Here is a 20,247-nt window from a genome sequence, read left to right as displayed (position 1 = left end):
CATAAAACAGGGGGGGAGCCATTTGAAACGTTTATCAAAAACAATATACCCGGTGTCTGAGTATCCGGAAACGATTTTGCAGATTGGTGAAGGGAATTTTATGCGAGGTTTTATGAATTGGCACATTCAAAAGCTGAACGACTGCACAGATTTTAAAGGAAGAGCTGTTGTTGTTCCCCCGAGAAAAGGATCTGTTGCAGCTTTAAATGAACAAGATGGCTTATACACATTATGTATTCAGGGCTATCATCACGGTCAAGAAATGAATGAGCGCATGATCATACAATCGATCAGCAGAGGAATCAGTACGTATACGGATTATGATGTTTTTTTACAAGTAGCTGAAAACCCCGATCTCCGCTTTGTTTTCTCAAATACGACAGAGGCAGGACTTTTGTTCAGAAAGGAGGATCGCTTGGAGGATCGACCGCAAGCGAGTTTTCCAGGAAAGCTGACTGCGTTCCTATATCACCGGTTTAAAGCATTTGCTGGAGATGAACAAAAAGGGCTGATCATCCTTCCATGTGAACTGGTCGAACATAATGGTGACCGTTTGAAGGAATATGTGGTGAAAATGGCAATTGAGTGGGATCTGCCGCTTGCGTTTATCACATGGATCAAGGAAGTCAATACGTTTTGTAATACGCTTGTGGATCGGATTGTTCCAGGGTTTTCTAAGGAAACAGCTGAAATTGTCCAAAAGGAAGAGGGATATATCGACGAGTTGCTTGTCACGGCGGAATACTATCATCTCTTTGTTATTGAAGCACCTGTCTTCGTACAAAAAGAGCTTCCCTTTCAAAAAGCAGGTTTAAATGTCCTTTTTGTAGAGGATATTGCGCCTTATCGTATGAGTAAGGTACGGATTTTAAACGGTGCCCATACAGCGATGGTGCCAATCGCTTACTCATGCGGGATAGAAACTGTAAAAGAAGCTGTGGATCATGAGGATGTTGGCCCGTTCATCCGGCGGATGCTTGAGGAGGAAGTACTGCCAGGGCTTGAGCTTTCTCGAGATGAGCTTCTTCTTTATACACAATCAGTTTGGGATCGCTTTTGCAATCCATTTGTGAAGCATCAATTGCTGGATATTGCGCTCAATGGTGTATCTAAGTTTAGAACCCGTATTCTTCCATCATTGCTTGATTATGTAGAGCAAAAGAAACAGCTTCCAATGAAACTCGTGTTTTCACTCAGCAGCCTCATTTATTTTTACAGAGCACATGCAGAAAAGATAAAGGATGATGAGACTGTACTGGAATTCATGAAGGATGTCTTTGAAGAAGTGAACAAATCTAATGAAGCGATCGCAGCTAAGGTTCTATCATGTGAGTCATTATGGGGGAGAAATTTAACGGATATACATGATTTGGTTCACGCTGTAGCTGATCAGCTTACTTTCATACAGGAGGAAGGGATGAGAGCGGCTGTTCAAAGAATGCTGAAACATCAATATGAAAGTCAGGGGGAGAAGGCATGAAAGATTTTATTGTGATTCACCCTTCAGATAATGTCGGTATTGCTTTAAAAGTACTAGAACACGGAGAGAAGTTGCAGCATCAAGAGCATGCTGTTGTTTTAAAAGAAACCATTGCCAAAGGTCATAAGTTTGCATTGGCTGATATCAAGCAGAGAGAGAATATCATGAAGTACGGCTACCCCATCGGGCATGCAACGACTGCCATTTCTGCTGGAGAATGGGTGCATACACATAACATCAAAACCAATCTATCAGGGAAGCTTGATTATGAATATGAGCCTTCATTTACAAAGAACCCCTATAAAAAAACGAATCTTACTTTTAAAGGATATAAGCGAAAAAATGGGGAAAGCGGGATCCGCAATGAGCTTTGGATAGTCCCAACCGTTGGATGCGTAAATGGCATTGCAGATCAAATCATTCAAATATTCACCGCTGAAATGGGCGGAAGCATCCATCCATTTGAAACAGCTCTCGTATTAAAACACAATTACGGATGCTCACAGCTTGGGGACGATCATGAGAATACAAAAACCATTTTACAAAATGCTGTGAAGCATCCCAATGCTGGAGGCGTACTTGTCCTCGGACTTGGTTGTGAAAATAACGACATTGAAGATTTTCAGTCTACATTAGGTGAATATGACGATGAGAGAGTGAAATTTTTAAGAAGCCAAGAAGTAGGAGATGAGATTGAGACGGGAGTCGCTTTACTCAAAGAAATTTATGAGGCAGCGAAAGAAGATCACCGTGAAGAAATCCCGTTAACTGAGCTGAAAATCGGCTTGAAGTGCGGGGGATCAGATGGATTCTCCGGCATTACCGCAAATCCGCTTTTAGGGAGACTGTCCGATTTTATTGTTGCTCAAGGCGGTACGACAGTATTAACAGAAGTGCCAGAAATGTTTGGAGCAGAAACGATTTTGATGGAGAGAGCGGAATCAGAAGCGACTTTCGACAATATTGTGCAAATGATCAATGACTTTAAACAATACTTCATGGATCATCGACAGCCAGTATATGAAAATCCTTCCCCGGGAAATAAAGCAGGGGGAATTTCGACATTAGAGGATAAATCTCTCGGCTGTACACAAAAAGCAGGAACGTCTGACATTCAAGATGTATTGAAATATGGGGAGTTGCTGAAGCGAAAAGGTCTAAATTTATTAAGTGCGCCAGGAAATGATTTGGTTGCTTCATCTGCTCTTGCCGCTTCCGGCTGTCAGTTGGTTCTTTTTACAACAGGTAGAGGGACACCATTTGGCACGTTTGTCCCAACAATGAAAATCTCGACGAATACAGCCTTATATGAAACAAAAAAACATTGGATTGACTTTAATGCGGGAGAATTGCTTGAAGATGTACCAGAAGATGTTGTGTTAGAAAAATTCATTTCAACTGTCATTGATGTGGCGAGTGGAAAGTTATTAAATCATGAAAAAAACAATTTTAGAGAGCTGGCTATTTTCAAAACAGGTGTCACACTTTAAGGCGACTGGGGGATGAGAATGTGTCTAGAAAACGGGGTTTAATGTATATCACAGCAGGAACGGTACTCACAGGAATCGGACTCACACGTTTAGCAAGGCAAGGGAAGAAAGACAAAGAAGCAAACGGAATCGATCAAGTGTTAGAACAGATAAAAGCACCACTGTTCCCTGATCGTGAATTTAATGTAGTTCATTATGGTGCAGATGCAAAAGGAATCGAGCTTTCAACAGATGCTATCCAGTCTGCCATTGATGATGCGCACCGTTTGAAAGGAGGACGTGTGCTCATTCCAGAAGGGACGTTTCTGACAGGTGCGCTAGAATTGAAGAGTCATGTAGAGTTGCATTTGCATGAGAAAGCGTATGTGTCATTCAGCCAAAACCCAAAGGATTATCTGCCAATTGTCCTGACAAGATATGAAGGGGTTGAGCTTTATAATTATTCACCTCTCATTTATGCACACCATGCAGAAAACATTGCCATTACAGGAGCTGGAACGCTTGATGGCAGGGGAGATGAGCATCATTGGTGGCCTTGGAAATATGGTACGAATGGCCAGCCCTCTCAAGATCAAGATCGTCAGCTTCTATTTGACATGGCTGAAAAGAGAAGACCAGTAGAAGAAAGAGTGTTTGGAGAAGGGCATTATTTAAGATCAAGCTTTATCCAGCCCTACCAATGTCAGCAGGTTCTTATTGAAGGAGTGACAGTGAAGGATTCACCGATGTGGCAAATTCACCCTGTACTAAGTGAACATGTGATTGTCCGTGGAGTCCATATTATCGGGCATGGACCAAACACAGATGGTGTGAATCCAGAGTCTTGCCGGAATGTGCTCATTGAAGATTGTTATTTTGATAATGGCGACGATTGTATTGCCATCAAATCTGGAAGGAACGAGGACGGACGAAGAATAGGGATTCCATCTGAAAACATTGTCATTCGTAGAAATGAGATGCGTGATGGACACGGGGGAGTAACGATCGGGAGTGAAATCTCTGGCGGTGTAAGGTATGTCTATGCAGAGAATAATGTAATGGATAGTCCGAACCTTGACCGGGCACTGCGTATTAAAACCAACTCTGTCAGGGGTGGTACCATTGAACATATTTACTTTAAAAACAACACAGTCAAAAGCTTAAAGCATGAAGTGGTCTGTATCGATATGATGTATGAGGAAGGGGATGCGGGTCCACATCGTCCTGTTGTACGTCATATTGAAGTAGAAGGACTGAAAAGCAGCGGCGGACGATATGGAGTGAAAATAGCCGCCTATTCACATTCTCCTGTGACCCATTTCACCATGAAAAATTGTGTCATAGATCATGTGACGTATTCACTTTCTTTGGAGCATGCAGTAGCGCCTACTTTTCAGAAAGTCGTCATCAATGGGGAACAAATTAATTAATAGATGGGTAAAAAACAGTCTTTTTAGAGGCTGTTTTTCTTTTATCAGAACGAAAAAAACGCTTTTAGAAATCACATATACAACCTATCTTCACTGTAGTATAATATTCCCGAAATTAGAAAAGAATTGACGAAAGAGATTTCGTCAAGCAGTACATAAATCAGGGGGTTCATTCATGAAAAAGTTAACGGCCATTTGGCTATCGCTATTGCTTGTGATGGGGGTTTTAGCAGGATGTGCAGGTGCTGAGACAGACCATAAAGCAAAGAGTTCACAAAATAACGAAACAGCGGCTACAGCATTTCCTGTCTCTATTAAAGATGCAGCTAGTAAAACAGTCGAAATTAAAGAACAGCCAAAACGAATTGTTTCATTAATTCCAAGTAATACAGAGGTTGCGTATGCGCTTGGTCTTGGAGATAAAATGGTTGGACGATCTGATTTTGACAATTATCCAAAGGAAGTTGAAAAGGTAGAGAAAATTGGCGGACTTGAATTCAATGTCGAGAAAGTCATTTCCTTAAAACCTGATCTTGTACTAGCTCATGCCTCGCAGATGGGATCAAAAGATGGATTTAAACAGTTAGAGGATGCAGGGATTCAAGTACTGACTGTAAATGATGCCACTTCCTTTAAAGATGTGTACAAATCGATCAATATGATCGGTGAAGCAACAGGTGCAAAAAAAGCATCTACAAAGCTTGTAGACGAGATGAAAGAGAAATTGAATAACATCAAGAAACAAGCAGAGGCGATCACTAAAGACAAACAAAAAACAGTCTTTGTTGAAGTATCAGGTACTCCTGAAATTTATACAACAGGAACTCATACATTTATGGATGAAATGCTTACTGTGATCCATGCGAAAAATGCTGCTGGTGATCAAACTGGCTGGGTGCAAATGACAGAAGAATCGATTATCAAACGAAACCCTGACGCAATCGTCACAATTGATGGTTCCAGTTTAGCTGATCTGAAAAAGAGAGACGGCTGGAATGCGATCAAAGCAGTGAAGGAAAAACAAGTCTTTCAATTGAATACGGATCTCGCATCAAGACCGGGACCGCGATTGGTTGAAGGAGTCGAGGCTCTTGCGAAAAGCATCTATCCTGACACGTTCAAATAAATTCATCATCGCATACACACTAAGTTCTTTACTTCTTGTGGTGAGCATTGGAATGGGAATCTCTTTTGGAAGCTTAGGGATTCCCATTCCTTCTATTCTCCGTATATTTGTTCATGAACTATTTGGTGTGCAGATAGGCACAATAGATTCAATTGATCGCAATATTATGATGAATATCCGGCTGCCGAGAGTGATATTAGCGGCACTAGTCGGAGCAGCGCTGGCGCTATCTGGAGCAGCTTTTCAAGGGTTATTAAAAAATCCTCTAGCTGACCCATATACACTCGGTGTATCTCAAGGGGCATCAGTTGGAGCCGTCGCGACCCTATTTTTTAGTTTGCAGCTCCCTTTGCTCGGCAGTTTCACGCTCCCTTTTTTCAGTATGACAACAGCGCTTATGACCCTATGTCTCGTCCTCTTTTTTGCGCGTCTTGTTCATCGGGGGATGAGCATCTCTTCTTTAATTTTAACAGGGGTGATTTTCAGTTCTTTTTTGGGCGCGCTGATTTCATTGATGATTGCTTTAACGGGTGATGATTTAAAAGAGATTATTCATTGGCTTCTTGGCAGTGTGTCCATGAGGGGCTGGCGCTATATTGTGCTTTTCCTTCCTTTCTTTCTGATTGGGACCTTTGCTTTAATGCTAATTGGACGAGATTTGAATGTCATGACGTATGGCGAGGAGAAGGCAAAGCTATTAGGTGTACATGTGAAAAGGAGCAAATATATCGTGCTACTTGCTGGATCGATTTTGACTGGTAGTGCAGTAGCAGTATCAGGAACGATCGGTTTTGTGGGACTTGTGATTCCACATTTTATTCGCCTCTTAGCTATCACAGACCACCGGCACCTCCTGCCTTTGTCGATGCTGAATGGCGCTTCCTTTCTTGTTTTAGCAGACGTGTTATCGCGTACGATCATTGAGCCGACTGAATTACCGATCGGCATCATCACAGCGTTAATTGGTGCCCCTGTATTCGGCATCATCCTCATCCGTAAATTTAGAGGAGGGACGCATCTATGATTCAAGTGAAGGAAATCAAAGGTGGATATGGAGAGAAAGAGGTCATACGTGGCATCAGTCTTGAGGTAAAACAAGGAGAATTTCTCGGTATACTTGGTCCAAATGGAAGCGGGAAGTCGACCTTGCTTAAAATGATCTCTGGGCTGCTGGAACCTGACAGTGGAGAGGTACGACTGAGCGGTCAACTGGTTCAATCCTACCGTCCAAAGGCGCTTGCGCAAAAAATGGCTGTTCTACCGCAGAAAACGGACCAAGCCTTCTCATTTACAGTGGAAGAAACCGTTCAATTCGGTCGTTACCCGTATCAAAAAGGATGGTTGCAATCTGTTACACGAGAGGATATGCAGATCGTAAACAAAGTAATGGAACAAACGGATGTCGCACAATTTAAGGATCAATCCATTCATGAGCTAAGCGGGGGAGAACAACAGCGTGTGTACTTGGCACAGGCATTAGCCCAGCAGCCTGACTATTTATTGCTTGATGAACCAACCAGTTTTCTTGATTTGGCCTATCAAAAAGACTTGCTTGATTTAATTAAAGAAGAGACCACTTCCTCTAGGCTAACGGTAATCGGTGTGTTTCATGATGTAAACATCGCCAGTTTGTATTGTGATCGCCTACTCCTGCTTGATGAAGGAAAGACAGAAATGGTAGGGCTGCCGCATCACGTCTTGACACCTGAACGAATCAACCGTATATATGAAACAAATGTAACACCGCTCCAACACCCGCGAAGGGCAAATCCTCAGCTAATCATTGAGCCTGCGGAGACTTCTGTAGCAACAAATGCAAAGTTAGCGGATGGTTGGAAAACGTATGGCGGAGAAGGAATGACATTTTCTCTCAAAGAGCCGCTCCGCATCCTTTCCTCACATCAGAAAAAGGGTGGCTTCTTTTGGAAAAGGTCTCTTGGAACGGGAAGTGAGATGCTTCTGCTGGATGAGGAGCTGGAAGATCGGGCAGGACTATTGTTTTATGACCAAGCAAGTGGTCCAAAACAATTTGCTGCTGAAGACACAGATGACGACATGGTGCTTTACGGCATGCGTCATCAAGAAGAGCTGACCATTTGGCTTGTACTGAAAGAGTCTCTATCAGACGGATTTTCTGTTCAGCTCATGGGACAGCTTGTCCACATGATAAAACAGGAGACGAACATGTCCATTCATCATCTTTGTATTGCTACTGCCAACTTGCAAGAAACAGAAGATGATGAGCATTTACGCGAACGATTAAAGCAGAAAGTGTACCGTCTCCTTTATTCATTGAATGCCATTTGAAAGTGAACCAAAGGGTTCGCTTTTTTGGTTTATGATGCGATGAACATCACAGTGTTTAGTTAAACAAATACATCCTTTTCACTTCAGGTTATACTAAAAGGACAAAGCCATAGACAAGGAGGGACTCTAATGAAACTTTATACAAAAACAGGTGATCAAGGTCAAACAGGCTTGATCGGCGGGAGAGCCGATAAGGATGATGTGAGGGTAGAGGCTTACGGCACGTTAGATGAGGCGAATAGTTTCATTGGACTCGCACATGCAAAATTACGTCAGCATGGTGAATTGTTTCAAGACATTTTGTCAGAGCTGATTGTGATACAGCACGAGCTTTTTGATTGCGGTGGTGATTTAGCAGCAGTGAAACTACCGAAAGAAGGTAAATTAACTGAAGCGTCTGTAGCAGTCCTTGAGCAAAGAATGGATGTCTATGTAGAAGAAGCCGCACCGCTCACGAAGTTTATTTTACCAGGCGGCCAAGAAGGTGCAGCTCTCTTACATGTGGCGCGCACAGTCGTCAGAAGAGCAGAGCGGCATATGGTAACGCTTGCGAAGCAGGAGGAGATTCCACCAGTTGCGCTCACGTATGTAAACCGGCTATCTGACTATTTATTTGCAGTCGCCCGAATCGTGAATCATCGGCTCGGTGAAACGGATGTTGAATATGAACGAAGTGCAAACGTATTTCGGTCTAAATAAAGAAAAGAAGACAAAGAGCTAAAATCAAGATCATTTTAGCTCTTTATCAACAACCTGAGCACTCTTCTCATAGAAGAGTGCTTTTTTATTGGATTCTACCGCTCAGTCTGAGCGAAGTTACGACTCTGGTCGCAATGAAAGATCAATCTGCGACACGTTTTGCCAGCTGTCTTTTTTGACTATAGTAAAAGCAAGGAGCAAGAAAGGAGGCATGAAGATGAAAATAACAAGTAAAACCATCATCGGTTCAATTTTAATGTTTGTCGGTCTATCCATCTTCTTCGGTGGTTCACTAGGAGGGCTGATCCCGATTCTGATTGGGGCGTGGCTCATCTATGTAGGTGTAAAGAAATACGAGAAAGGCAGTAAAACCTTCGGCGTCATTCTAGCCGTCATTGGTGTCATGATCGTTGTGCAAGCTCTGCCATTTATCCTTGGAATTGCACTAGCCGGGGGGCTTCTCTACTTCGGCTGGAGGATGATCAATGGTGAAGTGGCAAATGGATCATCAAGCAGATCATATATGGAGCCAAACACGTCACCGAAAATGGAAGAACCTATGCACACGTCATTTGATCAAGAATGGGAAGACTTTTTAAAGAAAAAATAAGAGGAGGAAATTCAAATGGTATTGCGAAGAATGAGAGATATGTTTGTTGCAACGGTCAATGAGGGCTTAGATAAAATGGAGAATCCGCGTGTCATGCTAAATCAGTACGTTCGTGATATGGAGGACGATATTGCCAAAGCGAAACATGCGATCATCAAACAGCAGACGATACAACAAGGTTTCCTGCGCAAAGCAGAAGAGACGGAAGCATTTGCTGAAAAAAGAAAGAAGCAGGCTGAGCTGGCATTTCACGCAGGAGAAGAAGAGTTAGCACGAAAAGCGCTCACAGAAATGAAGTATTTTGAAGAAAAGCAGCAGGAATATCAGGAAGCTTATCAGCAATCGGTGAAACAACTAAAGGAGCTGAAAGAGCAATTGCAGCAGTTAGAAACGAAGCTGCGTGATATTAAAGACAAGAAGCAGGCGCTCATAGCAAGAGCAAATGCCGCACAGGCAAAGCAGCATATGAACGAATCTATGAATAAAGTAGATAGTGAAAGTGCATATAAAGAATTTCTTCGAATGGAGAACCGTATCGAAGAAATGGAGACAAAAGCAGGCAGCTATGCACAATTTGCAGATCAAGGAGCATATGCTCACTTAGACTATGCCGATGAGGTTGAAAAAGAATGGCAGAAGCTCAAGTTAGAGAAGAAGCCTGAGCAGCAGCAAGCAAACTAAGAAATCAATGACACATCGGAAGAAAAGCAGGATTTTTCTTCCGATATTTGATTTCTTTCTGTTTCGCTTTTCCTTATAATGAAAAGGTCAGAAGATAAAGGGATGGTATGAATGAAGCGATTAATTGGTCTAATTTGTATACTCGTAGGTGTCTTACTAATGATTGGGATGCTTTTCAAAAACGAAAATCTCTTTCATTTGAGTTTCTCCCGTGAAAAACCAGTCACAACGGCTTCAGCGAAAAAAGATGAAATTGATCAATTAGATATTTCTCTTTCTGGATTTCGCGTGAAGGTACAGCCTGAAAATCGTTCCGATATTTCCGTGTTGGTCGTAGGTGGAAAAGGGAAAATGTATGCGGAACAAACAGGTAGTACATTTAACGTCCGTGCTGAAAATAAAGGATTCTTGTTTTTCACTTCATTTGAAAAAGGTGAACTCTTAGTCAAAATTCCAACAGATTATCATAAAAATGTGAAGATTACGGGTGGAAGCGGGGTCAGTGAAATCGACGGTGAAGGTAAGCTTTCTCTTGAAGATGTGATCCTCAAATCAACAAGCGGAAACCTCAATGCCGAGAATTTCTCAGCAAACAATGTCGAAATCAAAGCGACATCTGGCAGACTCTCTGCGTTTCACATTGATGCGAAAAATAGCGATATTGGAGCAACCTCAGGCCGTGTCGATATTAAAGATGTCAAAGGGGAAATGCAGCTAGAAATGACGAGTGGTAGATTGACGGCAAGCTTTGATACCATTGAATCACCTGTCTCCTTTCACATGACATCAGGCAGCGCAAAATTTAACCTGCCAGATGAAGGAGATTTTAATGTCCAAGTGAAAAAAACAAGTGGAAGTGTCGATCACACCTATCACTTTGATCAAGCAGATAGTGAAGGACGAGGCTTTACAGGCACGCGGGGAAAAGGGACACACTTAGTCGATATTGAAATGACAAGTGGAAACTTAAAGCTGCGGTAATGAACGAAACAAAGGAAGGAGGCGAGTCAACTGCGTTTTTCAAGGAATCAAATTTTAGGCATCATTGTCGTGATTTTTGGTATTAATCTATTTCTCAAAATTATTGGAATCGGAGCCGATTTGTTTTGGCCTGTGTTTTTTGCGCTTGCGGGCTATTGGCTGCACTCAAGATCCAAACGTTGGCTCGGTTCAGTTTCCTATATTTTTGCCGGCTTTCTCTTTTTAAAATTCCTGCTCAATATTACGTTTAGTCTCACAGGATATTTATTTGCTGCCTTTTTGATCTATGCCGGCTATCGCTTATTGAAAAACAAACCCGTTTTTGATATCGATAAAAAGGAAGCACCGGAGAACGGTAAGCCTTCTCTGAAAGTCAATCTTGAAAAAGAGGGCGAGCAAAAGAAAACAAAGAGCCAGACAAAGCCGCACAAGGAGCATGATTTCTTTATCGGTGAAGTCAGACTGATGAAAAAGCCGTTTCAATTAAGTGATTTGACGATTTCTGGTTTTATTGGGGATGTCAAAATCGATTTATCAAAGGCCATCATCGCAGAAGAAGAGAGCACGATCGTGATAAGCGGGCTCATTGGAGATGTGGATATTTTCGTTCCGCAGGATATTGAAGTATGTGTGAGCGCTTCGGCTGCCATTGGTGATATGAAAATTATTGATGAAAAAAGAAGCGGATTCGGCAGTAAAGTGTATGTGATGACCGACAATTATGATGAGAGCAAACGAAAAGTGAAAATCTCCATCTCTTTACTGATCGGAGATGTGGATGTGAGATACTTATGAGGAAACTTCATCTAGGTATCCAGTGGCAATCTATTCGTCTTGGAGTAGGGATCTCGCTTGGTGTTGTCATCATGACGATGCTGCCCATGTTTTTTTATTATCAGCTTGATCCGATGATTCTCCTCTCTACCCGCTGGTTCGGCATCCCGTTTTTTTGTATTTTACTGATCATTAGTCTTGCCATTGGGGTTTCTGCCTCACAAGTATTCGGCTATCAGCATAAAAAGCGTCTTGATCAGCTTGTAGAGTCGATTTTAAAGTTTGAAAATGGGAACTTTGCATACAGACTGCCGTCTCTTGGCGACGATGAAATTGGCTTAGCGGCAGACCAATTAAATGAAATGGCAAAACGAGTGGAAGGTCAAGTAGCCTCTTTGCAAAAGCTCTCGAATGAACGGGCTGAATGGCAGGTGCAAATGAAAAAATCGGTCGTCTCAGAAGAACGTCAACGTCTAGCAAGAGAACTGCATGATGCGGTCAGCCAGCAGTTGTTTGCGATTTCAATGATGACTTCTGCGATTCTTGAAGGTATGAAGGAAAAGGATGAAAAGATCTTAAAGCAGATGCGCCTAGTCGAACGAATGGCTGGCGATGCACAAAATGAAATGCGTGCGCTTTTGCTACATCTCAGACCGATCACCCTTGAAGGAAAAGACTTGAAAAAAGGCTTGATTGAACTCCTAAATGAATTTCAAGCAAAGCAGCCGATTGATATCGATTGGGAAATTGAAGATGATGTTCCGCTGTCAAAAGGAGTAGAAGATCACCTTTTCCGAATCGTACAGGAAGCTCTGTCAAATGTGTTCAGGCATGCAAAGGCGACAAAGGTGACGGTGCGTCTGCTCATTCGAAATCGGCAGGTGCAGTTGAAGATTATCGACAATGGGATCGGCTTTCAAACAGATCATGTGAAGACGGCCTCCTACGGATTGGAATCCATTCGTGAAAGAACAAGTGAAGTAGGCGGGGTTGCAGAGATTATGTCATTTGAGGGAAAAGGAACACAAATTGATGTGAAGGTTCCCATTTTTGATGAAGGAAAAGGAGAGAACGTTCGATGATTCGAGTGCTTTTAATCGACGATCACGAAATGGTGAGAATGGGGCTTGCTGCTTTTTTAGAGGCACAGGCTGATATTGAAGTCATTGGTGAAGCGTCAGATGGACAAAAAGGTGTAGAGCTAGCAGTTGAATTACGGCCAGATGTCATTTTAATGGATCTTGTCATGGAAGGCATGGATGGCATCGAAGCAACGAAAAGAATTTGTCAGGAAATTGCAGATGCTCGAATTATCGTTCTGACGAGCTTTATTGACGATGATAAAGTTTATCCAGTGATTGAGGCAGGTGCTTTAAGTTATTTATTAAAAACATCCAAGGCAGGAGAAATTGCAGATGCCATTCGGTCTGCAAGTATCGGCGAACCAAGACTAGAATCTAAAGTAGCTGGAAAGGTGATGAATAAACTTCGTCATTCCTCAAATGGATCAATCCTTCATGATGCATTAACAGCAAGGGAAATGGAAATCTTGAAGCTGATTGCCGATGGGAAATCGAATAAGATCATCGCTGAGGAACTATTTATTACAATTAAAACAGTGAAGACACATATTACGAACATTCTTTCCAAACTCGATGTAGAAGACCGGACGCAAGCGGCTGTGTATGCGCATCGTCATAAGCTGATTCAATAAAATAAAAAAACAGCTTTCAAAAGAAAGCTGCTAGAACATGCGTAAATTTAGTCGTTCTGTCCTGTGATCGGACGTTCGGATAGTTGATGGAGCTCAGGAACTGGAAAAGCCTCCTGCTCCTCGGCCGATTTGTCTTCTAGGGCTTTCTTCATCTCGGATAATAGCTTTACGCTCTCCTTTGCCAATGCTGCCTTTTTCTCTTGCAAACCAATGATCTGTGAAAGTCCGACGAATATACCGCCTCCAATCAGAAGGAGCGCAGGGGTTTGTCCATAATAGATCACGATCAAAAATGTGCTCGAAAAGCTGTCGGCTTCAATGAAGAAATCCTCTTTTGATTGCATGAATACAACGACTAACAGGAGTATTCCTAGAATCAAAAATAGAATGCCGGCCGAAAGTAAAGCTCGTTTCATGATTGACACCCTTTTTTTCTTACCATTTTAACATACTCTATAAGGATTGTGTTGCGCCCTTAGTCCCGAAGTCACGGATTTTCACTTTTGCTTTGTAATGAATATCTGATTCACTAAAAATCTCATCCCAATGTTTTGCTTCTTTTCGAAAATCCTTCGGGTAGGCAATACTCGCTTTTTGATAGAACCCGCAAATATCAGCTTTGATCTCATGCTGTAATTCCTCGATAAAATTTTTCGCATCTTTCTCTAATTGATGCTCCACTGCACGCTCAATTTCTTGAAGGTACTTTTCATTAAATGCGTTCTCCCGCTCATTCCAATCCTCAGACAATCTTCCATCAAGCTCCACTGACACATCAAATTGATAATTCCCACTGGCTGTTTTATTCGTTTCAATGTTGTGTTTCAGTTTAAATATCTCAAAAGAATAGATGCTCTGATCATATTTAAATTCAATGACTCCGCCTTTTCCGTCCCCAGTCAACAGGTTGTATGACTGCACGGCTGACGGAGAGATATTAGTGAGAAATCGTTTGTTTTTAATAATAGAGGCACCGTCGAGTATTAATTTCCCTTGATCCACACTGACTTTCGGAACAGCAAAAGATACGTTGTTCTGCATAGCAGAAGAAATATCTCCTAATGATACGGGCTTTAACATACGTATAGTCGATTTTGTATTCCCAGAAATATCATATAATGTAGAAGAAGCTGGCTGCCCATCGTCATTGATTTTCAGTATGTCCCCAGGTTTCTCAGAGGTCATAAAAACAAGGCTTCCTCTGCGCGTTTCATTGTCTCGAATGAATTGATTAATGACGAGGTCAAAATGATTCTCGTTAATGAGCTCCTCAGAAAATAAATACACCCTCAGCTGCTGGGCAAAAATACGATGACTTTTAAGTGTTGTGGTTCGGAAAATTTGATGTACGGAATCTCCGCTCGTTTCAATAATCTTTGTTGGGTCTTTCACACTGGATTCCTGTTCAATTTTTTGTGGAACAAGGACTTGCATAGATATTTTAAGCTTATGACCGTCATCACCCTTATCTAAGCCATAACCAATCGCCATGTTGAGCTCTTCAATATTGGTACTATCCCAGCATCCACTTAATAGAACAAGGGTCAGGATTGCAAAGGTTGCGTTCTTTTTCATGCAGCTTTCCGCCTCCTTTTAAAAAACACGATGATAAATAAGAGAAACGGGAGGATACCGAATAGAAGGAAAAATAAATGATTTACATAGGTTAAATAATCACGTACTGTGTCGACATCCTTTGGGAAAATGGCAGCAAAGTAAATGACAATTCCCATTAAAATGAGGACCACCTTTTTAGGAAACTTAGTGAGTTTAGATACACCGATTGCAGCAAAAAATGTATACCCGACAAAGCTTGTATACAGCTGAACAAGCCAAACGATCAGCAAAAAGGATTCAATCCGTTCAATAAAAATCCCCTGTATATCAAACGATTGAAATAAGGCAATCGTTGGCCAAGTCAAAGTCGCTGTTTCTTTCACCGTGAACGCACCAACCACAAGAATATAAGTGCAAATATAGATGATCGCAGGAATCAAAAAGCCGACTGTACCATAAGCAAAGGTGTGTTTTTGCGTGTTTAAAAAGGCAGGCATAAACAGCATCATTTCAATGCCAACAAACGAAATAGCTGATGCGTTTAAGGATTTGAAGACAGGGGAGAATCCCTCTCCTAAAATGGGCCGAAGGTTATCTAGTTTAAATTCTTGCACGCTTAGTCCGTAAGCGACAAATAAGATAATGATGGTCACGATCAGAATAAAAGGAAAAAGCCTGGCTAAATCACCAATCCCTCCAATAACAAGATAAAAACCAACCAAAATAAAGCAGATCATTGTCATCGCTACAGGTGTGTTTTGAAGCAGAAAAAACTTCACCATTTCCGACATAGCCCGTACTTCATAGCTGGCAACACCAAGAAAATAAATAATAATCAAGAGGTTGGCAAGCGCGCCAATCCATTTCCCAAGGCCCTCATTCGTATAATCATAATAGGAGGAGAAGGGGACTTTTTTCATCATCAGGACATTTGCAAAAATAAACACAATGTAAATGCCACTCATGAGTAAGAGTGCAATCCAGCCGTCAGGTGTAGTTGCAGCCTGAGCCATTGAACGTGGCAGAATCATCATACTTGCGCCTAGTGTTGTATTCGCAATAATGGCACTGGCCTGATAGCTTGATATCGACTCTTTATGATTGACCATCTCGTTCTCCTTTCTGTTGATTTTTTAAGGGCAATCGAATAATGGAATTGTCCTCATTTTTATAGCTGAACACAAAATCTGGTGAGAAATACGGTGTGCCAAAACTTTTTTGCCGTGTGAGATGAGTAAGGAGTACGAGCATAAACAGGACAATCCCGTATAAACCTAAGGTAGCCGCAGCAAACATAGACACAAAACGAAGCACGCGAAAGGACATGCCCATCCCATATTGAGGAACAGTAAAGGATGCAAGTGCAATGACACTCACGATAATCACCATAATCGAGCTGACAATATGTGCCTGAACGGCAGCCTGTCCAATAACAACCCCGCCAACAAGTCCGATCGTTTGACCGAGAGGATTTGGTAGCCTTAAACCGGCTTCACGCAGAAGTTCAATGGTGATCTCCATGATAAGTGCCTCCACAATAGGCGGAAAGGGGACATTTTCTCTCGTACTTGAGATTGAAATAGCAAGAGTTGTTGGTAAAAGTCCTTGATGGAAGGACACAAGCGCAATATAAATGGCTGATAAAAATAATGTCAAAAAGATCGAGGTAAACCGCAGCATACGAATGAGAGAGGCAGCGATCCACCTTTCATAATAATCATCAGGTGATTGCATAATCGTCGCGAGCGAAGCAGGTACAATGAGCACAAAAGGTGAATGATCGACAAAGATGGCGACCCGGCCATTATTTAAAGCAGACGCCACTTTATCCGGACGTTCTGTGTTTTGAATTTGTGGAAAAGGAGAGTACACATTGTCTTCAATGAGCTCCTCAAGAACACCAGAATCCTGTATATCATCAATGGTGACTTGCTTGAGCCGCTTTTTGACTTCCTTTAAAACAGGTGTTTGTACGATCCCGTCGATGTACATGATGGTCACCTGGGTGTATTTCTGTAGACCAATCTTCATATCGACGGTTTTGACATCAGGATTTTTCAAGCGCTGTCTTACAAGCGCTAAATTCGTATTTAAATCTTCAATAAAGCCAATTTTAGGTCCTCTTACGACTGTTTCAGAGGTAGCATCCCCGATACTGCGTTTCTTCGTTCCATGCGTTTCTAAAATAAACGCATGCTGAAATCCGTTAATCAGCACCACGCAATGCCCTTCAAAAATCGCATCGATCAATTCTTCAGATGTCTTCACCGAACGGGTGGTCATCATCGATAAATTAGATTCCAGCTTCTCTTTTGTAAGAGACGTATGATCTTGGAGAAGCAGCTTTAAAAAGGTTTGAATCTCCATCTTTTCGTTCATTTCTTTTATGTATAAATAGTAAACAACTTGCCCGTGAGGCAGCGTTTTTTTCTCATGGACCAAATCATCCATTTCCTTTAATTGCGGGAGAATGACGGAGAGATTATCGTATAAGTGCTCTTTCAATGGAGTCTGATTCAAAAGGATCACCCGCCTCAAATAACTTTTTCTTAGCATTACCTGCTTGAAAAAACAATATTCTGTGTTACATTATTTTGTGGTAAAAGAAAGAATGAGGGTTTTGGAGGAAACAAGATGGCACAAATTCGTTTAGCAGGAACAAAAGAGGAGATTGACCGTATTCTACAGTCGTTTGACAAGCATTATGAAGTGACATATACATCAAAAGATTACGGAAAAACGAACCCAAAATACAAATATTCGAAAGATGTCCGCGTTTATATTGAACTAAAATTAAAATAAAGATAAAATTTTAATTGAAAACGCTTAAAGGATTTTGGTTTTTTGTATAGAATAGAGTTGAGTGTATAGAAGCTATGGAGGGATACATAATGACAGAATTTAGAATCGAAAAAGATACAATGGGCGAAATCAAGGTGCCAAAGGACAAGTTCTGGGGTGCACAAACACAACGAAGCAAAGAAAATTTCAAAATCGGTTCTGAGAAAATGCCAAAGGAAGTTGTGAATGCGTTTGCAATTTTGAAACGTAGCACAGCGATTGCCAACGAACGTCTTGGCAACCTTGAGAGCGAAAAAGCAGAAGCAATTGCTACTGTATGTGATGACATCATTAGCGGAAAGTATGACGAGCATTTCCCGCTTGTTGTATGGCAGACAGGTAGTGGAACACAAAGTAACATGAACATGAACGAAGTCGTTGCAAATAGAGCAACTGCTTACTTGAAAGATAAAAATAGTGAGTTCAGCATTCACCCGAATGATGACGTCAACCGTAGCCAAAGCTCAAATGACACATTCCCAACTGCTATGCACGTGGCAGCTGTTTTAGCTGTGTACAAAAAATTATTGCCTGCGATTGATCAATTAAGAGCCACTCTTGATGAGAAAGCAAAAGCCTATCAAGAGATTGTGAAAATCGGTCGTACGCATTTGCAAGACGCAACACCACTGACAGTAGGACAAGAAATTAGCGGCTGGGTGTACATGCTGGACCGTTCAAAAGAAATGATTCTAGAATCAACTGAAAAAATGAGAGAGCTTGCGATTGGCGGAACAGCTGTCGGTACAGGAATTAACGCACATCCTGAGTTTGGTCAATATGTCGCCGAAGAAATCAGCAAGTTAACAGGTCAAAATTTCAATTCTTCTCCAAACAAATTCCATGCGCTGACAAGCCATGATGAAATTACGTATGCACACGGTGCCCTAAAAGCACTTGCAGCTGATTTAATGAAAATTGCCAATGATGTGAGATGGCTGGCAAGTGGTCCTCGCTGCGGAATTGGCGAATTGATCATTCCTGAAAATGAGCCAGGAAGCTCTATTATGCCGGGTAAAGTGAACCCAACTCAAAGTGAAGCTTTAACAATGATTGCAGCACAAATTATGGGAAATGATGCAACGATCGGTTTTGCTGCCAGCCAAGGAAACTTTGAGCTGAACGTATTTAAGCCAGTCATCATCTATAACTTCTTACAATCAGTAGAATTACTTGCTGACGGTATGAACTCATTCCATGACAAGTGTGCAGTTGGAATCGAACCAAACCTAGAAACAATCGAGAAAAACTTGAACAATTCATTGATGCTTGTGACGGCACTTAACCCGCACATCGGATATGAAAATGCAGCGAAAATTGCAAAACTTGCTCACAAAGAAGGTTTAACGTTAAAAGAAGCAGCACTTCAATTAGAGCTGTTAACAGAAGAGCAGTTTGAAGAATTTGTGAAACCAGAAGAAATGGTGACACCGAAAGCAAAATAAGAAACCAGGGGCGATGGCCCCTGGTTTTTGCATTGAATGTGATGTGAACAAAAATAAAACCCAAGGAATGCCTTGGGTTCTACAAATGATCCTCTTTCAAAATACGCAAAAGTGATTCAGAGTGGGTTTGGAGTTGTGCGTATAATTTTAACTGATACAGCATGCCTTTCACGATGACTTGTCTCGGTTTCTGTTTGTTTAATTCATTTTCTAAAATGCTGAGTGCTTCAAATAAATCAGGCTCGTCTTTCACTTCATAGTGTGCTTCAACCTGCTCTCTTAATTCTTTTAAAAGAGATTCTGTCAGCGGGTCAAATGACCGTTCATAAATGGGACCAAACCAATCGCTCGCTTGATCTACAGAGATGAGCGGAAGATCATGTCGCTTCATCATACCGCCCATCAAATCATCGATACGATGAATCATCGTTGCAGCTAATTCCTCAGCCTCCAGCTGAAAATCATATAAAATTGCAAGCTCGAAATAAACGTGGCTCATGCCCTCAATCGTCAAACAAAGATCAGCCATATAAGGAATCGCTGCATCTCCATATACCTGTTTAATGTTATCAATGTGAAGCTGAATAGTGGCTAGCCTGATTTGTTTTGCGAGCTGCTGCGTTTCTTCATTCATAGGAAGTGCTCGATCGCTTAGCTGCATTTTAATAAAATCTTTTTGCTGCAAAATATTATCGTAGTAGACAGTGAGCTGTTTACGGTAGGCTTCCTTTGGTGTGCCACCCTCTGTTTGAACCTCATGAATCCGGGTAAACACCTTATCATAATAGTAATGCAAGATTGAAATGAGCAGTGCTTCCTTTGATTTAAAATAAAGATAAAAAGCACCCTTTGACATGTGGCATTCATCCGCAATTTCCTGAACAGACGTTGTATTGTAGCCTTTGCTGGCAAACAATTTCATGCCGGCCTCAATGATCATTTTCTCTTTCTTTTTCAATATGAATGTCATCCTTTCTTACCGAGAGACAAATGTCTTAGGAAACGTGCGCAAAGAGATGTGACTTATCGGTCATAAACGACGAAAGTTTTCAAAAATTAATCAGATTGTAACTTGTTTTTTACAGTGTAATTCTTTATATTATAAAGTAAGGTGACCAACTGGTCAAAATATG

Annotated in this window: 20 protein-coding genes; 15 read left to right on the top strand and 5 right to left on the bottom strand. The window is 41.6% G+C overall.

Annotation, left to right across the window (positions count from 1 at the left end; genetic code table 11):
- Window positions 1-22: 22 nt before the first annotated feature.
- From MHI35_RS15205 to MHI35_RS15145, 13 genes are all read left to right on the top strand, one after another.
- Window positions 23-1,480 carry a tagaturonate reductase gene (locus MHI35_RS15205; protein ID WP_144521988.1) on the top strand — a complete coding sequence of 486 codons (1,458 nt, stop codon included), beginning with the start codon at window positions 23-25 and terminating at the stop codon, window positions 1,478-1,480.
- A complete protein-coding gene (locus tag MHI35_RS15200) occupies window positions 1,477-2,970 on the top strand; it encodes a UxaA family hydrolase (protein WP_144521990.1) in 1,494 nt (497 codons plus the stop codon). The genes MHI35_RS15205 and MHI35_RS15200 overlap by 4 nt, the downstream gene beginning before the upstream one ends.
- A 20-nt stretch (window positions 2,971-2,990) precedes the next feature.
- Entirely contained in the window at window positions 2,991-4,379 is a 1,389-nt protein-coding gene (locus MHI35_RS15195; RefSeq protein ID WP_335349307.1) for a glycoside hydrolase family 28 protein, read from the top strand.
- A 175-nt stretch (window positions 4,380-4,554) separates the two neighbouring features.
- Window positions 4,555-5,505 (top strand): ABC transporter substrate-binding protein, encoded by a 951-nt coding sequence (locus MHI35_RS15190; protein WP_144521994.1) that lies wholly within the window; start codon window positions 4,555-4,557, stop codon window positions 5,503-5,505.
- Window positions 5,471-6,529, top strand: coding sequence for a FecCD family ABC transporter permease (locus MHI35_RS15185; protein WP_335349308.1), 1,059 nt, complete (start codon window positions 5,471-5,473; stop codon window positions 6,527-6,529). Before MHI35_RS15190 ends, MHI35_RS15185 begins: the two co-directional genes overlap by 35 nt.
- Complete coding sequence (locus MHI35_RS15180) at window positions 6,526-7,812, top strand: heme ABC transporter ATP-binding protein (RefSeq protein WP_335349309.1); 1,287 nt, start codon at window positions 6,526-6,528, stop codon at window positions 7,810-7,812. The genes MHI35_RS15185 and MHI35_RS15180 overlap by 4 nt, the downstream gene beginning before the upstream one ends.
- A gap of 129 nt (window positions 7,813-7,941) precedes the next feature.
- Entirely contained in the window at window positions 7,942-8,511 is a 570-nt protein-coding gene (locus MHI35_RS15175; protein ID WP_335349310.1) for a cob(I)yrinic acid a,c-diamide adenosyltransferase, read from the top strand.
- A 217-nt stretch (window positions 8,512-8,728) separates the two neighbouring features.
- Entirely contained in the window at window positions 8,729-9,121 is a 393-nt protein-coding gene (locus MHI35_RS15170; RefSeq protein WP_211063540.1) for a hypothetical protein, read from the top strand.
- Window positions 9,122-9,136: 15 nt separating this feature from the next.
- A complete protein-coding gene (liaH, locus tag MHI35_RS15165) occupies window positions 9,137-9,802 on the top strand; it encodes a stress responsive protein LiaH (RefSeq protein WP_144522726.1) in 666 nt (221 codons plus the stop codon).
- A 111-nt stretch (window positions 9,803-9,913) separates the two neighbouring features.
- Complete coding sequence (gene liaG / locus MHI35_RS15160) at window positions 9,914-10,783, top strand: LiaG family protein (RefSeq protein WP_211063538.1); 870 nt, start codon at window positions 9,914-9,916, stop codon at window positions 10,781-10,783.
- A gap of 30 nt (window positions 10,784-10,813) precedes the next feature.
- Complete coding sequence (gene liaF / locus MHI35_RS15155) at window positions 10,814-11,578, top strand: cell wall-active antibiotics response protein LiaF (RefSeq protein WP_335349323.1); 765 nt, start codon at window positions 10,814-10,816, stop codon at window positions 11,576-11,578.
- A complete protein-coding gene (gene liaS, locus MHI35_RS15150; protein ID WP_144522723.1) occupies window positions 11,575-12,639 on the top strand; it encodes a two-component system sensor histidine kinase LiaS in 1,065 nt (354 codons plus the stop codon). The genes liaF and liaS overlap by 4 nt, the downstream gene beginning before the upstream one ends.
- The gene (locus tag MHI35_RS15145; protein WP_144522722.1) at window positions 12,636-13,271 is read left to right on the top strand and encodes a response regulator; all 636 of its coding nucleotides are present in this window, start codon (window positions 12,636-12,638) and stop codon (window positions 13,269-13,271) included. The genes liaS and MHI35_RS15145 overlap by 4 nt, the downstream gene beginning before the upstream one ends.
- Before the next feature lie 47 nt (window positions 13,272-13,318).
- On the opposite strand, the gene MHI35_RS15140 is transcribed toward MHI35_RS15145, so the two are convergent.
- From MHI35_RS15140 to MHI35_RS15125, 4 genes are read right to left on the bottom strand one after another with little or no spacing between them, the layout of a single operon-like run.
- Window positions 13,319-13,687 (bottom strand): hypothetical protein, encoded by a 369-nt coding sequence (locus MHI35_RS15140; protein WP_211063536.1) that lies wholly within the window; start codon window positions 13,685-13,687, stop codon window positions 13,319-13,321.
- A gap of 37 nt (window positions 13,688-13,724) precedes the next feature.
- Complete coding sequence (locus MHI35_RS15135; RefSeq protein ID WP_211063535.1) at window positions 13,725-14,846, bottom strand: Ger(x)C family spore germination protein; 1,122 nt, start codon at window positions 14,844-14,846, stop codon at window positions 13,725-13,727.
- Complete coding sequence (locus MHI35_RS15130) at window positions 14,843-15,937, bottom strand: GerAB/ArcD/ProY family transporter (RefSeq protein WP_335349311.1); 1,095 nt, start codon at window positions 15,935-15,937, stop codon at window positions 14,843-14,845. Before MHI35_RS15130 ends, MHI35_RS15135 begins: the two co-directional genes overlap by 4 nt.
- Window positions 15,924-17,348, bottom strand: coding sequence for a spore germination protein (locus MHI35_RS15125; protein ID WP_211063533.1), 1,425 nt, complete (start codon window positions 17,346-17,348; stop codon window positions 15,924-15,926). Before MHI35_RS15125 ends, MHI35_RS15130 begins: the two co-directional genes overlap by 14 nt.
- Before the next feature lie 114 nt (window positions 17,349-17,462).
- Here MHI35_RS15125 and MHI35_RS15120 point away from each other — a divergent pair, with 114 nt between their 5' ends.
- Both MHI35_RS15120 and fumC read left to right on the top strand, forming a co-directional pair.
- Window positions 17,463-17,630 (top strand): YvzF family protein, encoded by a 168-nt coding sequence (locus MHI35_RS15120; RefSeq protein ID WP_003213147.1) that lies wholly within the window; start codon window positions 17,463-17,465, stop codon window positions 17,628-17,630.
- An 89-nt stretch (window positions 17,631-17,719) separates the two neighbouring features.
- Window positions 17,720-19,114, top strand: a complete 1,395-nt coding sequence (fumC, locus tag MHI35_RS15115) for a class II fumarate hydratase (protein WP_012011209.1) — start codon at window positions 17,720-17,722, stop codon at window positions 19,112-19,114.
- Window positions 19,115-19,193: 79 nt separating this feature from the next.
- Here the strand turns inward: fumC and MHI35_RS15110 are convergent, their stop codons facing one another.
- Window positions 19,194-20,072 (bottom strand): TetR/AcrR family transcriptional regulator, encoded by an 879-nt coding sequence (locus tag MHI35_RS15110; protein WP_144522718.1) that lies wholly within the window; start codon window positions 20,070-20,072, stop codon window positions 19,194-19,196.
- Window positions 20,073-20,247: the final 175 nt, after the last annotated feature.

Origin of the sequence: Bacillus sp. FSL K6-3459 (assembly GCF_038003305.1) — a bacterium.
GTDB classification, from domain to species: domain Bacteria; phylum Bacillota; class Bacilli; order Bacillales; family Bacillaceae; genus Bacillus; species Bacillus pumilus_O.
Note: the sequence above shows the minus strand (reverse complement) of the source record. Positions and strands in the feature narration are given on the sequence as shown.

What these genes read in the sequence shown, in the direction of transcription:
- MHI35_RS15175 (WP_335349310.1), top strand. Translation starts at nt 7,942, where the DNA reads ATGAAACTTTATACAAAAACAGGTGATCAAGGTCAAACAGGCTTGATC.
- liaS (WP_144522723.1), top strand. Translation starts at nt 11,575, where the DNA reads ATGAGGAAACTTCATCTAGGTATCCAGTGGCAATCTATTCGTCTTGGA.
- liaG (WP_211063538.1), top strand. Translation starts at nt 9,914, where the DNA reads ATGAAGCGATTAATTGGTCTAATTTGTATACTCGTAGGTGTCTTACTA.
- MHI35_RS15180 (WP_335349309.1), top strand. Translation starts at nt 6,526, where the DNA reads ATGATTCAAGTGAAGGAAATCAAAGGTGGATATGGAGAGAAAGAGGTC.
- liaH (WP_144522726.1), top strand. Translation starts at nt 9,137, where the DNA reads ATGGTATTGCGAAGAATGAGAGATATGTTTGTTGCAACGGTCAATGAG.
- fumC (WP_012011209.1), top strand. Translation starts at nt 17,720, where the DNA reads ATGACAGAATTTAGAATCGAAAAAGATACAATGGGCGAAATCAAGGTG.
- MHI35_RS15170 (WP_211063540.1), top strand. Translation starts at nt 8,729, where the DNA reads ATGAAAATAACAAGTAAAACCATCATCGGTTCAATTTTAATGTTTGTC.
- MHI35_RS15135 (WP_211063535.1), bottom strand. Translation starts at nt 14,846, where the DNA reads ATGAAAAAGAACGCAACCTTTGCAATCCTGACCCTTGTTCTATTAAGT.
- MHI35_RS15120 (WP_003213147.1), top strand. Translation starts at nt 17,463, where the DNA reads ATGGCACAAATTCGTTTAGCAGGAACAAAAGAGGAGATTGACCGTATT.
- MHI35_RS15190 (WP_144521994.1), top strand. Translation starts at nt 4,555, where the DNA reads ATGAAAAAGTTAACGGCCATTTGGCTATCGCTATTGCTTGTGATGGGG.
- MHI35_RS15200 (WP_144521990.1), top strand. Translation starts at nt 1,477, where the DNA reads ATGAAAGATTTTATTGTGATTCACCCTTCAGATAATGTCGGTATTGCT.
- MHI35_RS15145 (WP_144522722.1), top strand. Translation starts at nt 12,636, where the DNA reads ATGATTCGAGTGCTTTTAATCGACGATCACGAAATGGTGAGAATGGGG.
- MHI35_RS15130 (WP_335349311.1), bottom strand. Translation starts at nt 15,937, where the DNA reads ATGGTCAATCATAAAGAGTCGATATCAAGCTATCAGGCCAGTGCCATT.
- MHI35_RS15140 (WP_211063536.1), bottom strand. Translation starts at nt 13,687, where the DNA reads ATGAAACGAGCTTTACTTTCGGCCGGCATTCTATTTTTGATTCTAGGA.